Raw genomic sequence first — 12,965 nt, 5'->3', positions numbered from 1 at the left:
TTTGGACTCTGTCGGCTGTCTCCCCTACACTTGACCGGTTGCCTGAGGCAGCGGTGTGTCTTTGTGCCACTGCCGCCCTGGCAGCCGACCGCGCGCGTCGGGACGGAAATCCGCCGCGTAAGCAAATCCAGGTCTAGGAGAAGTTAGTGATTCAGCAGGAGTCGCGAGTACGCGTCGCTGACAACACGGGCGCGAAGGAAATCCTTTGCATCCGCGTTCTCGGTGGCTCGTCACGTCGCTACGCCGGAATCGGCGACATCATCGTAGCTACGGTGAAAGATGCCATTCCCGGTGGAAACATCAAAAAGGGCGAGATCGTCAAGGCCGTCATCGTCCGCACCGTCAAGGAGCGTCGCCGTCCGGATGGCTCGTACATCCGTTTCGACGAGAACGCTGCCGTGCTGATCAAGCCGGACAACGATCCTCGTGGAACCCGCATCTTCGGCCCAGTCGGCCGTGAGCTGCGCGAGAAGAAGTTCATGAAGATCGTTTCGCTCGCCCCGGAGGTGCTGTAAATGAAGGTGCACAAGGGCGACACTGTTCTCGTGATCGCAGGCAAAGACAAGGGCGCGAAGGGCAAGGTCATTCAGTCCTACCCGGACAATGACAAGGTTCTCGTCGAGGGTGTCAACCGCATCAAGAAGCACACTGCGGTCTCTTCCAACCAGCGAGGCGCGTCTTCGGGCGGCATCGTCACGCAGGAAGCCCCGATCCACGTATCGAACGTTGCAGTAGTCGATTCGGACGGAAACCCGACGCGTGTGGGTTACCGGACCGACGAGGAGACCGGCAAGCGCGTTCGGATTTCCCGGAAAAACGGGAAGGACATCTGAGATGACTACCACTGAGAACACCGCGGGCGTACAGCCTCGCCTCAAGGCGCGCTACCGCGCCGAGATCAAAGACGCACTGAACACCGAGTTTGCATACGAGAACGTCATGCAGATCCCCGGCGTCGTCAAGGTCGTCGTCAACATGGGTGTCGGCGACGCCGCCCGTGATGCCAAGCTGATCAACGGTGCAGTTGCCGACCTCGCAGCGATCACCGGTCAGAAGCCGGAGATCCGCAAGGCTCGCAAGTCCATCGCTCAGTTCAAGCTCCGTGAAGGCATGCCCATCGGCGCCCGCGTCACACTTCGTGGCGACCGCATGTGGGAATTCCTGGACCGGCTGACCTCCATTGCCCTTCCCCGAATCAGGGACTTCCGCGGCCTCTCCGGCACGCAGTTCGACGGCAACGGAAACTACACGTTCGGCCTCAACGAGCAGTCGATGTTCCATGAGATCGACGTGGACCAGATCGATCGTCCGCGCGGCATGGACATCACCGTGGTGACCACCGCAACCAACAACGAAGAAGGCCGTGCGTTGCTCAAGCACCTCGGCTTCCCGTTCAAGGAGAACTGAGTCCATGGCGAAGAAGGCATTGGTCAACAAGGCCAACAAGAAGCCGAAGTTCGCGGTGCAAGGTTACACACGTTGCAACCGCTGCGGCCGTCCCCGCGCAGTATTCCGCAAGTTCGGCCTGTGCCGAATCTGTGTTCGCGAGATGGCACACGCTGGAGAACTTCCCGGCGTTCGCAAGAGTTCCTGGTGATCTGAGGCCCTCGGGCCTCATCGCACCACGTTGACGAGCGTGGGTCCCTGAACTGGGACCCACGCTCGTTTTGTTGTATGCGAGTCCGGACACGACGGTACCGACACCTCGGGCTCCGGCGAAGACGCCGCATGGAACCGATGAACTCGCCGTGCCTTCCGGATCGATCTCGCCTGGTGTCCTCGAGTCCCGTACCACGACCGATTTTGAGAATGGCGACCGGTTCCCTACACTAGAGCGGTTGCCCGGGCTTCGTCGTGCCTGCACGCGAGTTCTTGCAATATCGAACGCAAACCTCGAGTTCTCCTACACGGAAGCTCGTAACACCAGGCAGTGCAGTGATGCATTGCCAGGAGCGCAACCCCTGACCGGCAACAGTCGGTCAGGACATGTTCACTTCGCTGTAGGCCCACGATGTGACGAGTCAGGCCCTGTACGGGGCACCAGCTCGCGCGTGCTGCATGGGAACCGCTACGAGAAAGGTGCACAGGTCACACCATGACGATGACCGATCCAATTGCAGACTTCTTGACCCGTCTGCGTAACGCCAATTCGGCGTACCACGACGAGGTGAAGCTTCCCCACTCGAAGTTGAAGGCGAATATCGCCGACATCCTCAAGCGTGAGGGCTACATCGCAGATTTCCGCACCGAGGACGCCGAGGTGGGCAAGACCCTCATCGTCGACCTCAAATACGGACCCAGCCGCGAGCGCAGCCTCGCAGGCATCCGTCGTATCTCGAAGCCCGGTCTTCGCGTATACGCAAAATCCACCAATCTGCCCAAGGTTCTCGGCGGCCTGGGCGTGGCGATCATCTCCACGTCCACAGGCTTGCTCACGGAGCGTCAGGCGGCCAAGCAGGGTGTGGGCGGAGAAGTCCTCGCCTACGTCTGGTAGGGGAGGCCACCACCATGTCACGTATTGGAAAATTGCCGGTCACGGTCCCCGCGGGCGTTGACATCACGATCGACGGGCAGAACATCGCGGTCAAGGGCCCCAAGGGTGCCCTCGAGTTGACGATCGCCGAACCCATTCAGATTGCTCGGTCGGAAGATGGCACTCTCGCTGTCACCCGTCCGGACGACGATCGTCGTAGTCGCTCGCTGCATGGCCTTTCGCGCACGCTGGTAGCAAACCTCATCACCGGTGTCACCAACGGTTACACCACCAAGATGGAGATCCACGGCGTCGGTTACCGCGTTGTGGTGAAGGGCAAGGACCTCGAGTTCGCGCTCGGTTACAGCCACCCCGTGCTGATCGAAGCACCTGAGGGCATCACGTTCACGGTCGAGTCGCCCACGCGATTCACCATCATCGGCATCGATAAGCAGAAGGTCGGCCAGATCGCGGCCAACGTCCGTCGTCTGCGGCGCCCCGACCCGTACAAGGGTAAGGGCATCCGCTACGAGGGTGAAGTTATCCGCCGCAAGGTCGGGAAGACGGGTAAGTGATATGAGCCAGCAAACAGCAGACAAAGCGAACGTCGTGAAGCGCACTCCGCGCGGCACGGACGTATCGACGAAGCGTCGCCTGTCGAAGGCACGCCGTCATTTCCGCCTTCGGAAGAAGATCTCCGGAACGCCCGAGCGTCCTCGCTTGGTCGTCAACCGTTCTTCGCGTCACATTCACGTCCAGCTGGTCGACGATCTTGCGGGCCGTACGCTCGCGAGCGCCTCGAGCATCGAAGCCGACGTGCGTGCACTCGATGGCGACAAGAAGGCCGTCAGCGCCAAGGTGGGCGAGCTCATCGCCAGCCGTGCGAAGGCTGCCGGAATCGACGCTGTCGTATTCGACCGCGGCGGAAACAGCTACAGCGGCCGCATCGCGGCTCTGGCAGACGCAGCTCGCGAAGGCGGGTTGACGTTCTGATGATGACAATGACCGAAAACGGAAGGACAGCCTGATGCCGGGACGTCAACGGCGTGACGGCGGAAGCGGCCCCGCCGGACAGAACAGTGGCCCGAACGCAGCCGGCGGTGACAACAGCCAGCGCGGTGACAACCGCGGTGGTCGTGACCGTCGCGACAACTCGCGTGGCGGAAACGCTGCCGACAAGTCGAACTTCATCGAGCGCGTGGTTGCCATCAACCGCGTCTCCAAGGTGGTCAAGGGTGGTCGTCGCTTCAGCTTCACCGCCCTCGTCATCGTCGGAGACGGCAACGGTTTGGTCGGCGTCGGCTACGGCAAGGCCAAGGAAGTTCCTGCAGCAATCCAGAAGGGTGTCGAGGAAGCTCGTAAGAGTTTCTTCCGCGTTCCGATGATCGCCGGCACCATCACGCACCCGATCCAGGGTGAAGCAGCAGCGGGCGTTGTCATGTTGCGTCCGGCCAGCCCCGGTACCGGCGTCATCGCCGGTGGTGCTGTCCGTGCCGTGCTGGAGTGCGCTGGGATCCGCGACGTTCTGTCGAAGTCGCTCGGTAGCGACAACGCCATCAACGTCGTGCATGCCACCGTCGCAGCACTCAAGGGTCTGCAGCGTCCCGAGGAAGTCGCGGCTCGTCGCGGTCTGACCCTCGAAGAGGTTGCACCAGCCGGAATGCTGCGTGCACGTGCACAGGCAGGAGCGGTCAAGTAATGGCGCAGCTCAAGGTCACCCAGATCAGAAGCACCATCGGCCAGCGCGCAACACAGCGTGATACCTTGCGGACTCTCGGACTCAAAGGCATTCGCCAGACGGTCCTCCGCGAGGACAACTCGCAAAATCGCGGTCTGGTCAACAAGGTGCGCCACCTCGTAACAGTTGAGGAGGTCTAACCATGACCATCAAACTCCATCATCTTCGCCCAGCGCCCGGATCCAAGTCGACGAAGATTCGCGTCGGCCGTGGTGAAGGCGGCAAGCGCGGTAAGACCGCAGGTCGCGGTACCAAGGGAACCGGCGCTCGCAAGAACGTGCCGGCACGCTTCGAGGGTGGGCAGATGCCTCTCCAGATGCGGCTTCCGAAGCTCAAGGGGTTCACCAACCCCAACCGCGTCGTGTTTCAGGTTGTGAACCTTCGCGACATCGAGCGGCTCTTCCCCGAAGGTGGCCAGGTCAGCCTTGCTGACTTGATCGCCAAGGGTGCAGTCCGCAAGAACGAGCCCGTCAAGGTGCTCGGCGACGGCAAGATATCGGTCAAGGTCGATATCTCCGCCAACAAGTTCACTGGTTCTGCCAAGGAAAAGATCGCCGCAGCCGGCGGTTCTGTAACCGAGGTCTAGCCACATTCGACTTTGGTCGAGTGAGCTCATCGTGTGTCGATGGCCGCAGCGACAAGCCTTAACGGGCCAACGCTGCGGCCATCGCTGCCTCACCGGCATCTCTTGCATCGCCCGGCCGGGTAGGGGGCGACTGACCGACAGGTCGACTGCTGCACACTGTTAGAGTTCTAGAGTTCATGGAAGTGCTTTTCGATGCGGACGATACATATCGTTCGCAGTCCATGGTCGAGTGTCGCCGAGGCCGGTAACGGCTCCGCAGACACCGACCACCAACGCAGTCGTGCCAGGAGGATCTTTGCTTTCCGCCTTCGTGTCGGCCCTCAGGACTCCTGACCTGAGACGGAAGATCCTTTTCACCCTCGGGTTGGTTGCCCTGTATCGCTTCGGCGCTACGCTCCCATCCCCAGGCGTGGATTACGCCAACGTCAAGGCGTGCATCGATGAGGTATCAGGCGGCGATCAAGCCGGTATCTACTCGCTGATCAACCTGTTCTCCGGTGGCGCGCTGCTACAGCTGTCCGTGTTTGCGATCGGCATCATGCCGTACATCACGGCGAGCATCATCGTGCAGTTGTTGACCGTCGTCATCCCCAAGTTCGAGGAACTCCGCAAGGAGGGCCAGTCGGGCCAGGCGAAGATGACCCAGTACACGCGTTACCTGTCGATCGCTTTGGCGATCCTGCAGGCGACCGGTCTGGTGGCACTCGCGTCCCGCGGCCAACTACTCCAGGGCTGTCAGCAGGACATCATTGCCGACAAGAGCATTTTCGGTCTGATGATCATCGTCCTCGTCATGACCGCAGGTGCTGCAGTGGTGATGTGGTTCGGCGAGGTCATCACCGAGCGCGGAGTCGGAAACGGCATGTCGCTCCTGATCTTCGCAGGCATCGCCTCGCGCATCCCGTCCGAAGGCAAGTCCATCCTTGACAGCCGCGGAGGGCTCGTATTCGGTCTGGTGTGCGTTGCTGCACTACTCATAATCGCCGGCGTTGTGTTCGTCGAGCAGGGGCAGCGTCGAATTCCGGTGCAATACGCCAAGCGGATGGTCGGCCGAAAGATGTACGGCGGATCGTCGACGTATCTTCCACTGAAGGTCAACCAGGCTGGTGTCATCCCGGTGATCTTCGCGTCCTCGCTGCTGTACCTGCCCAATCTGATTGCACAGCTCACCTCCGCCAGTACGGCGACGGATCCGAGCTGGTGGCAGCGGATCATCAACGAGTATCTGGTCAACCCGGCGAATCCGGTCTACATCGCCATCTACTTCGGACTCATCGTCTTCTTCACTTACTTCTACGTCGCGATCACGTTCAATCCAGAGGAACGTGCGGATGAGATGAAGAAGTTCGGTGGTTTCATCCCGGGTATTCGACCGGGTAAGCCGACCGCCGACTATCTGAACTATGTGCTCAGCCGCATCACGTTGCCGGGCGCTATCTACTTGGGCACCATTGCCGTTCTGCCCAACCTGTTCCTCGACATCGGGAGCTCCGGCGGCGCACAGAACCTGCCGTTCGGTGGCACCGCTGTGCTGATCATGGTCAGCGTCGGCCTCGATACCGTGAAGCAGATCGAAAGTCAGCTGATGCAGCGCAACTACGAAGGGTTCCTCAAGTGAGACTTGTTCTTCTTGGTCCTCCCGGTGCCGGCAAGGGCACCCAAGCCGAGATCCTGTCCGAGAAGCTGGGTGTACCTCACATCTCGACCGGCGATCTCTTTCGCGCGAACATCGGCGAGAAGACCGCCCTCGGGATCGAGGCGAAGAAATACCTCGATGCCGGAGATCTCGTACCGAGTGAACTCACCGTCGATATGGTTCGTAGTCGCTTGGCGGAACCGGATGCCGTCAACGGTTTTCTCCTCGACGGATTTCCGCGCTCGGTGGGTCAAGCAGAGTCACTCGTGGCCATCCTTGCCGATATGGGTGCAAAGCTCGATGGTGTGTTGTCGTTCATCGTCGACGAAGACGTCGTGGTTGCTCGCATGCTTTCCCGTGGGCGCGCCGACGACAAAGAGGACGTCATTCGTAACCGGCTGAAGGTCTACCGCGATGAGACGGCGCCGCTGCTCGACTACTACAAGGACCGGATCCTCACCGTCGATGCAATCGGTGAGGTCGAAGAAGTCAGCGCACGCGCGTTGAAGGCGATCGAGGATCTCGACAACTGATGGCTTTCGGTCGTAAACGTAAGGTAGTGCCGTTCCGCACCGCGGGCGAGTTGGACGCGATGGCTGCAGCAGGCGCGATCGTCGGTTCAGCGTTGGTAGCCGTGCGGAATGCGGCCAAGCCCGGAGTATCGACCCTCGAATTGGACAGGGTGGCCGAGGCTGTCATTCGTGACGCTGGTGCGGTCCCTTCCTTCCTGGGGTATCACGGGTTTACCGGAAGTATCTGCTCGTCCGTCAACGACCGAGTCGTGCACGGAATCCCGTCGGCCGAGGACATCCTCGTTGTCGGAGATCTGATCTCGATCGACTGCGGTGCAGTTCTCGATGGTTGGCACGGCGATTCGGCGTGGACGTTCGGAATCGGAGACCTCATCGAGGCCGACGCTTTGCTCAGCGAAGCGACGCGGTTGTCGATGGAAGCTGGAATCGCAGCGATGCTCCCAGGAAATCGGCTCACCGACATTTCGCACGCCATCGAAAGCGGAACACGCGCGGCAGAAAAGGCTCACGGTCGCGCTTACGGAATTGTCGACGGTTACGGCGGTCACGGCATCGGACGTGAAATGCATATGGACCCGTTCCTTGCGAACGAGGGCGCTCCGGGCAAGGGGCCTGAACTGGTGGTGGGATCGACATTGGCAATCGAGCCGATGCTCACACTCGGTACCTACGAGACCGAGATCCTGTCCGATGACTGGACCGTGGTGACAACTGACGGCTCGCGAGCGGCACATTGGGAGCACACCGTTGCGGTCACGGACGACGGCCCCCGGATCCTGACTCTGCGCCCCTGAATTTTTTCGGCCGCCGCATCGCAGTGTGTTCGTCGACGTTTGCAGACCTGATCTCGGGTGACAGGCGTCTCGATTCTGCGGCGCTTCGGGCGCGGCCTATCAAGGCCGATTCGGACGATTCTCCGCTTCTTTCGCTCACTTACGGATGGCCTCATTTGGCCTGGTGAGGGTTTGCCGGTAACATAGGTCGACGGTGCGCCATGCGCGCCGGTTGCTCGCATGCCTGCGTAAGTTGACTAGCGGCCGACCGGCCGAAACTGCCAGCTCAGACAATTGAAATTGCTGCTCGTGCAATGGATGTTGCCGGTTCTGAAAGTTGAAGTCGCCAGCCTCGGCTTAGCGGCGGCGTGAGCATCACGGTAAACGAATCACATATGCAATCAACCAGGTGTACAAAGCCAGGATCGCGGAGGATATGGCAAAGAAAGACGGCGCCATCGAGGTAGAGGGCCGAGTTGTCGAACCCTTGCCCAATGCGATGTTTCGCATCGAGCTCGAAAACGGCCACAAGGTACTCGCTCACATCAGTGGGAAGATGCGGCAGCACTACATCCGTATCCTTCCCGAGGATCGCGTCGTAGTGGAGCTCTCTCCATATGACCTCACGCGTGGGCGCATCGTTTACCGATACAAGTAAGAGCTTCTTCGGCCAGGTCCGGTCGAAGAGAACCATGCTCGAACGTGTCGATTCGTTCTTTCTGAACGGGCCGATGCGCACGAGCTACACACAGGAGATCAACGACGTGAAGGTTCATCCGAGCGTCAAGAAGATCTGCGAAAAATGCAAGGTGATCCGCCGTAACGGGCGAGTCATGGTGATCTGCGACAACCTGCGTCACAAGCAGCGTCAGGGATAACCACCGAGCATTTCGCTTTCTGCTTGGCACATAGCTAGAAGATGACCTCCCAGCACCAACCGCGACATACGCGTCGCGGCATACCCCCGGCACGGAGGCCGGGGCCCCACTGAGTTTTAGAAGACGGTTGCTTCGAGAAGGATCCGTCTTCAGCAGTACAGAGGCACAGGGGACGGACTGGGAGCAGACCTCCGGACACGAAAAGGATTGCCACATGGCACGTCTCGCAGGTGTGGATCTTCCGCGCGAAAAGCGCATGGAGATCGCACTGACATACATTTACGGCGTTGGCCGTACCCGTTCCAAGGAAATCCTGGTTGCGACAGGGGTCAATCCCGACCTGCGCAGCAAGGACCTGTCCGATGAAGATCTGGGCAAGCTCCGCGAGTACATCGAGGAGTCCCTCAAGGTCGAGGGCGACCTGCGCCGCGAGGTTCAGGCCGACATTCGTCGCAAGATCGAAATCGGCTGCTACCAGGGCCTTCGCCACCGTCGCGGTCTGCCCGTCCGAGGACAGCGCACCAAGACCAATGCGCGCACCCGCAAGGGCCCCAAGCGCACCATTGCCGGCAAGAAGAAGGCGAAGTAATGCCACCTAAAGCACGCGGTACAGGTCCTAAGAAGACACAGAAGACGCGTCGCAGGGACAAGAAGAACGTCCCGCACGGATCTGCTCACATCAAGAGCACGTTCAACAACACGATCGTCTCGATCACCGACCCCGCAGGCAACGTCATCTCCTGGGCGTCCTCGGGCCACGTGGGCTTCAAGGGCTCGCGTAAGTCGACTCCGTTCGCGGCCCAGCTTGCAGCCGAGAGTGCTGCTCGCAAGGCGCAGGAACACGGTGTCAAGAAGGTCGACGTGTTCGTCAAGGGTCCCGGCTCCGGCCGTGAGACCGCTATTCGTTCGCTTCAGGCCGCAGGCCTGGAGGTCGGCACCATCTCCGATGTCACCCCCCAGCCGCACAACGGTTGCCGTCCGCCGAAGCGGCGTCGGGTCTAGCGGGAAGGAAAGGTTTAGAAAATGGCACGTTATACCGGTCCTATCACCCGCAAGTCTCGTCGTCTGCGCGTTGACCTTGTTGGAGGCGACCAGGCATTCGAGCGTCGTCCCTACCCGCCCGGCCAGCATGGCCGCGCGCGGATCAAGGAGAGCGAGTACCTGCTCCAGCTGCAGGAGAAGCAGAAGGCTCGCTTCACTTACGGCGTCATGGAGAAGCAGTTCCGTCTCTACTACAAGGAAGCCAACCGTCGCCCCGGCAAGACCGGTGAGAACTTGTTGACAATCCTGGAGACGCGTCTCGACAACGTTGTGTACCGCGCTGGTCTGGCACGCACACGCCGTCAGGCACGCCAGCTGGTCACCCACGGTCACTTCCTTGTGAACAACAAGCGAGTGGACATCCCTAGCTACCGTGTCTCGCAGTACGACATCATCGATGTCCGCGAGAAGTCCGTGCAGACACTGCCGATTCAGATCGCTCGTGAGAGCTACGGGGATCGTCCGGTGGCCGCATGGTTGCAGGTAGTTCCGAACCGTCTTCGCATCCTCGTTCACCGGGTGCCGGAGCGCGCACAGATCGATGTGCCGCTCCAGGAGCAGCTCATCGTCGAGTTCTACTCGAAGTAAGACGCACCACGCATGTGAGCTTTCGAGAAGTTCACATGCGTATGCGTCTCCATACCTGGACGTCAAATAGCGGACGTCCGTACAGGAGGAACACACAATGCTCATTTCACAGCGCCCGACGCTGACCGAAGAGGTCATCGCCGACAATCGCTCGAAATTCGTCATCGAGCCGCTCGAGCCTGGCTTCGGTTACACACTCGGCAACTCGCTCCGCCGTACCCTGCTGTCGTCGATCCCCGGCGCTGCTGTCACCAGCATCCGTATCGACGGCGTTCTCCACGAGTTCACCACTGTTCCGGGAGTCAAGGAAGATGTCACCGACATCATCCTGAACCTCAAGGGCCTCGTCGTGAGCTCCGAAGAGGACGAGCCGGTCACCATGTACGTCCGCAAACAGGGCCCAGGCGCTGTCACCGCAGGCGACATCGTTCCTCCGGCCGGCGTCACGGTGAACAACCCAGATCTGCATATCGCGACTTTGAACGACAAAGGCAAGCTGGAGATCGAACTCGTAGTCGAGCGCGGTCGTGGCTATGTCCCTGCCGTCCAGAACAAGGCATCAGGCGCCGAAATCGGCCGTATCCCGGTCGACTCGATCTACTCGCCCGTGCTCAAGGTCACGTACAAGGTGGAGGCCACTCGCGTCGAACAGCGCACCGACTTCGATCGGCTCGTTCTCGACGTGGAGACCAAGAACTCCATCACCGCGCGGGACGCGCTCGCTTCGGCGGGCAAGACCCTGGTTGAGCTCTTCGGCCTCGCCCGTGAGCTGAACGTCGAAGCAGAAGGAATCGAGATCGGACCCTCGCCCGCCGAGGCCGATCACATTGCTTCCTTCGGACTCCCTATCGAGGATCTGGACCTCACAGTCCGTTCCTACAACTGCCTCAAGCGCGAGGGTGTTCACACCGTCGGCGAGCTGGTTGGTCGTACCGAGTCCGATCTGCTGGACATTCGTAACTTCGGACAGAAGTCCATCGACGAGGTGAAGGTCAAGCTGCACTCGCTTGGTCTTTCACTCAAGGACAGCCCCGCGTCCTTCGATCCGACGACCGTGCCCGGATACGACGCCACCACGGGTACGTGGAGCGACACCGACGCCGGATCCTTCGCTGAAAGCGAAGGCGCCGAGCAGGACTACGCCGAGACAGAACAGCTGTAACCAGCTCGCTGGAGCTCTTACTAGGAGATTCAACATGCCCAAGCCCACCAAGGGCCGCCGTCTCGGCGGGTCGGCGTCGCACCAGAAGGCCATTTTGGCCAACCTCGCGACGGCACTCTTCGAGCACGGCCGCATCACCACCACCGAGTCGAAGGCCAAGCGCCTTCGTCCCCACGCCGAGAAGCTCGTGACCCATGCAAAGCATGGCGATCTTGCTCATCGTCGTGAGGTTCTCAAGATCATCAACAACAAAGATGTCGTACATAAGCTCTTCGCCGAGATCGGGCCGTTTTTCGCCGATCGCGACGGTGGCTACACGCGCATCATCAAGACAGTTCCCCGCAAGGGTGACAACTCGCCGATGGCCATCATCGAGCTCGTCAACGAGCAGACGGTGTCCAACGAAGCAGATCGCGCTCGCCGCGTGAAGGCTTCGCAGGCTGCGCCAGCTGCCGAGGCACCTGCCGCGGACAACGTCGTCGAGGCTGTCGAGGCCGACGCGACCGAGGCCGAGGTCGAGAACGCCGAAGCTGTAGTCGATGGTATCGAGGACAACGACGCTCACGCGTCGGACGCCGCCGATGCCGAGGCCGTGTCGACTGAAACACAGGGCAAGAAGGACTAGTTCCCTTGACCTCATCGCACGACCGAAGCGGGCCCGCCATTCCTTCCGAGGATGGCGGGTCCGCTTCTTTGCGGTCCGCCACCCGTCTTCGCTTGGACATTGCGTACGACGGTACGGATTTCTCCGGCTGGGCACGACAGCCCGGCATCAGGACTGTGTGCGGAGTACTGGAGGACGCATTTTCGACCGTGCTGAGGCAGCGCATCGAGCTGACGGTCGCAGGCCGAACCGACGCCGGTGTGCACGCTTTCGGGCAAGTTGCACACTTCGATGTCGTCGGTGGTATCGACGAGCCGGAGCGTTTGGTACGCCGGATGGCGAGGTTCTTGCCCACCGATGTTCGGGTGAAGGCGATCTCGGTCGTGTCGGAAGATTTCGATGCGCGCTTTTCCGCGCTTCGCAGGCACTACGAATACAGGTTCAGTACCGCTCGCTACGGAGTCGACCCACTCGAAGTGCGAGGCGTGGTGGGATGGGCGCGAGAGATAGACCTCGGTGCGATCCGCGACGCGTCGTCGAGGTTGTTGGGCCTGCACGATTTCGCGGCATTCTGTAAGCGCAGAGACGGTGCGACCACCGTACGCGAGCTCCAACGATTCGACTGGGAACGCACTGGCGACCGCGTCAGTGCCCACGTCAGCGCCGACGCGTTCTGCTGGTCCATGGTTCGCAGTCTCGTGGGAGCGATGCAGGCAGTGGGTGAAGGTCGTCGGACTCCGGAGTGGACCGAAGCGCTACTGAATACGCGATCGCGGTCGAGTGAAGTAACCGTCGCGCCGGCGCACGGACTGTCGCTGATGGCTGTCGACTATCCGGCCGAGGGTGACCTCGTAGCGCGGAACGAGGCGACACGCGAAGTGCGCTCGGCCATCACCCAGCCTGGCGGGTGCTGTTAGCCGATCGGTCGGTCGATGGTGGAACCGGGCTACTAG

Annotated in this window: 21 protein-coding genes; all 21 read left to right on the top strand. The window is 60.8% G+C overall.

Annotated elements, in window-relative coordinates; genetic code table 11:
* The first annotated feature begins 146 nt into the window (after nt 1-146).
* The 21 genes from rplN to truA all read left to right on the top strand — a co-directional run bounded on the left by rplN (nt 147) and on the right by truA (nt 12,929).
* Nucleotides 147-515, top strand: coding sequence for a 50S ribosomal protein L14 (gene rplN / locus E5720_RS04150; protein WP_084348479.1), 369 nt, complete (start codon nt 147-149; stop codon nt 513-515).
* On the top strand, nt 516-833 hold the full coding sequence (gene rplX / locus E5720_RS04145; RefSeq protein ID WP_084348478.1) for a 50S ribosomal protein L24: 318 nt from the start codon (nt 516-518) through the stop codon (nt 831-833).
* A gap of 1 nt (nt 834) precedes the next feature.
* Nucleotides 835-1,407: a 50S ribosomal protein L5 gene (gene rplE / locus E5720_RS04140; RefSeq protein ID WP_084348477.1), complete on the top strand. Its 573-nt coding sequence runs from the start codon at nt 835-837 to the stop codon at nt 1,405-1,407.
* Nucleotides 1,408-1,411: 4 nt separating this feature from the next.
* Entirely contained in the window at nt 1,412-1,597 is a 186-nt protein-coding gene (locus E5720_RS04135) for a type Z 30S ribosomal protein S14 (RefSeq protein WP_084348476.1), read from the top strand.
* Nucleotides 1,598-2,095: 498 nt separating this feature from the next.
* Entirely contained in the window at nt 2,096-2,494 is a 399-nt protein-coding gene (gene rpsH / locus E5720_RS04130; RefSeq protein WP_084348475.1) for a 30S ribosomal protein S8, read from the top strand.
* A 14-nt stretch (nt 2,495-2,508) separates the two neighbouring features.
* Nucleotides 2,509-3,048, top strand: a complete 540-nt coding sequence (gene rplF, locus E5720_RS04125) for a 50S ribosomal protein L6 (protein ID WP_084348474.1) — start codon at nt 2,509-2,511, stop codon at nt 3,046-3,048.
* Between the two features lies 1 nt (nt 3,049).
* On the top strand, nt 3,050-3,466 hold the full coding sequence (gene rplR, locus E5720_RS04120) for a 50S ribosomal protein L18 (protein WP_136169581.1): 417 nt from the start codon (nt 3,050-3,052) through the stop codon (nt 3,464-3,466).
* A 34-nt stretch (nt 3,467-3,500) separates the two neighbouring features.
* Nucleotides 3,501-4,172, top strand: coding sequence for a 30S ribosomal protein S5 (rpsE, locus tag E5720_RS04115; protein ID WP_088943009.1), 672 nt, complete (start codon nt 3,501-3,503; stop codon nt 4,170-4,172).
* A complete protein-coding gene (gene rpmD, locus E5720_RS04110; protein WP_084348471.1) occupies nt 4,172-4,351 on the top strand; it encodes a 50S ribosomal protein L30 in 180 nt (59 codons plus the stop codon). Before rpsE ends, rpmD begins: the two co-directional genes overlap by 1 nt.
* 2 nt (nt 4,352-4,353) lie before the next feature.
* Nucleotides 4,354-4,797, top strand: a complete 444-nt coding sequence (gene rplO / locus E5720_RS04105; protein WP_084348470.1) for a 50S ribosomal protein L15 — start codon at nt 4,354-4,356, stop codon at nt 4,795-4,797.
* A 295-nt stretch (nt 4,798-5,092) separates the two neighbouring features.
* The gene (gene secY / locus E5720_RS04100; protein ID WP_136172439.1) at nt 5,093-6,415 is read left to right on the top strand and encodes a preprotein translocase subunit SecY; all 1,323 of its coding nucleotides are present in this window, start codon (nt 5,093-5,095) and stop codon (nt 6,413-6,415) included.
* Entirely contained in the window at nt 6,412-6,966 is a 555-nt protein-coding gene (locus tag E5720_RS04095) for an adenylate kinase (RefSeq protein WP_136169580.1), read from the top strand. Before secY ends, E5720_RS04095 begins: the two co-directional genes overlap by 4 nt.
* Nucleotides 6,966-7,760: a type I methionyl aminopeptidase gene (gene map, locus E5720_RS04090; protein WP_136169579.1), complete on the top strand. Its 795-nt coding sequence runs from the start codon at nt 6,966-6,968 to the stop codon at nt 7,758-7,760. The genes E5720_RS04095 and map overlap by 1 nt, the downstream gene beginning before the upstream one ends.
* A 415-nt stretch (nt 7,761-8,175) precedes the next feature.
* On the top strand, nt 8,176-8,397 hold the full coding sequence (infA, locus tag E5720_RS04085) for a translation initiation factor IF-1 (RefSeq protein ID WP_005140011.1): 222 nt from the start codon (nt 8,176-8,178) through the stop codon (nt 8,395-8,397).
* A gap of 106 nt (nt 8,398-8,503) precedes the next feature.
* Nucleotides 8,504-8,617 carry a 50S ribosomal protein L36 gene (gene rpmJ / locus E5720_RS04080; RefSeq protein WP_136172438.1) on the top strand — a complete coding sequence of 38 codons (114 nt, stop codon included), beginning with the start codon at nt 8,504-8,506 and terminating at the stop codon, nt 8,615-8,617.
* A gap of 214 nt (nt 8,618-8,831) precedes the next feature.
* Entirely contained in the window at nt 8,832-9,206 is a 375-nt protein-coding gene (rpsM, locus tag E5720_RS04075; RefSeq protein WP_084348466.1) for a 30S ribosomal protein S13, read from the top strand.
* Nucleotides 9,206-9,619, top strand: a complete 414-nt coding sequence (gene rpsK, locus E5720_RS04070) for a 30S ribosomal protein S11 (protein WP_084348465.1) — start codon at nt 9,206-9,208, stop codon at nt 9,617-9,619. The genes rpsM and rpsK overlap by 1 nt, the downstream gene beginning before the upstream one ends.
* A gap of 21 nt (nt 9,620-9,640) precedes the next feature.
* Nucleotides 9,641-10,246, top strand: a complete 606-nt coding sequence (gene rpsD / locus E5720_RS04065; RefSeq protein WP_136169578.1) for a 30S ribosomal protein S4 — start codon at nt 9,641-9,643, stop codon at nt 10,244-10,246.
* A gap of 97 nt (nt 10,247-10,343) precedes the next feature.
* Complete coding sequence (locus E5720_RS04060) at nt 10,344-11,408, top strand: DNA-directed RNA polymerase subunit alpha (protein ID WP_084348463.1); 1,065 nt, start codon at nt 10,344-10,346, stop codon at nt 11,406-11,408.
* Nucleotides 11,409-11,442: 34 nt separating this feature from the next.
* Complete coding sequence (gene rplQ, locus E5720_RS04055) at nt 11,443-12,033, top strand: 50S ribosomal protein L17 (RefSeq protein ID WP_136169577.1); 591 nt, start codon at nt 11,443-11,445, stop codon at nt 12,031-12,033.
* Nucleotides 12,034-12,038: 5 nt separating this feature from the next.
* Entirely contained in the window at nt 12,039-12,929 is an 891-nt protein-coding gene (truA, locus tag E5720_RS04050; RefSeq protein WP_136169576.1) for a tRNA pseudouridine(38-40) synthase TruA, read from the top strand.
* The last annotated feature ends 36 nt before the right edge of the window (nt 12,930-12,965 follow it).

It is taken from the genome of Rhodococcus sp. PAMC28707 (assembly GCF_004795915.1).
In the GTDB taxonomy this organism is placed as follows: Bacteria; Actinomycetota; Actinomycetes; order Mycobacteriales; family Mycobacteriaceae; genus Rhodococcoides.
Note: the sequence above shows the minus strand (reverse complement) of the source record. Positions and strands in the feature narration are given on the sequence as shown.

Bases quoted from the DNA above. Each gene is read 5' to 3' on its own strand.
- rpsE (WP_088943009.1), top strand. From the start codon at position 3,501: ATGCCGGGACGTCAACGGCGTGACGGCGGAAGCGGCCCCGCCGGACAG.
- rplX (WP_084348478.1), top strand. From the start codon at position 516: ATGAAGGTGCACAAGGGCGACACTGTTCTCGTGATCGCAGGCAAAGAC.
- E5720_RS04135 (WP_084348476.1), top strand. From the start codon at position 1,412: ATGGCGAAGAAGGCATTGGTCAACAAGGCCAACAAGAAGCCGAAGTTC.
- infA (WP_005140011.1), top strand. From the start codon at position 8,176: ATGGCAAAGAAAGACGGCGCCATCGAGGTAGAGGGCCGAGTTGTCGAA.
- rpmD (WP_084348471.1), top strand. From the start codon at position 4,172: ATGGCGCAGCTCAAGGTCACCCAGATCAGAAGCACCATCGGCCAGCGC.
- map (WP_136169579.1), top strand. From the start codon at position 6,966: ATGGCTTTCGGTCGTAAACGTAAGGTAGTGCCGTTCCGCACCGCGGGC.
- rpsH (WP_084348475.1), top strand. From the start codon at position 2,096: ATGACGATGACCGATCCAATTGCAGACTTCTTGACCCGTCTGCGTAAC.
- rplE (WP_084348477.1), top strand. From the start codon at position 835: ATGACTACCACTGAGAACACCGCGGGCGTACAGCCTCGCCTCAAGGCG.
- rplQ (WP_136169577.1), top strand. From the start codon at position 11,443: ATGCCCAAGCCCACCAAGGGCCGCCGTCTCGGCGGGTCGGCGTCGCAC.
- rpsK (WP_084348465.1), top strand. From the start codon at position 9,206: ATGCCACCTAAAGCACGCGGTACAGGTCCTAAGAAGACACAGAAGACG.
- rplR (WP_136169581.1), top strand. From the start codon at position 3,050: ATGAGCCAGCAAACAGCAGACAAAGCGAACGTCGTGAAGCGCACTCCG.
- E5720_RS04060 (WP_084348463.1), top strand. From the start codon at position 10,344: ATGCTCATTTCACAGCGCCCGACGCTGACCGAAGAGGTCATCGCCGAC.
- rpsM (WP_084348466.1), top strand. From the start codon at position 8,832: ATGGCACGTCTCGCAGGTGTGGATCTTCCGCGCGAAAAGCGCATGGAG.
- rplO (WP_084348470.1), top strand. From the start codon at position 4,354: ATGACCATCAAACTCCATCATCTTCGCCCAGCGCCCGGATCCAAGTCG.
- rpsD (WP_136169578.1), top strand. From the start codon at position 9,641: ATGGCACGTTATACCGGTCCTATCACCCGCAAGTCTCGTCGTCTGCGC.
- rplF (WP_084348474.1), top strand. From the start codon at position 2,509: ATGTCACGTATTGGAAAATTGCCGGTCACGGTCCCCGCGGGCGTTGAC.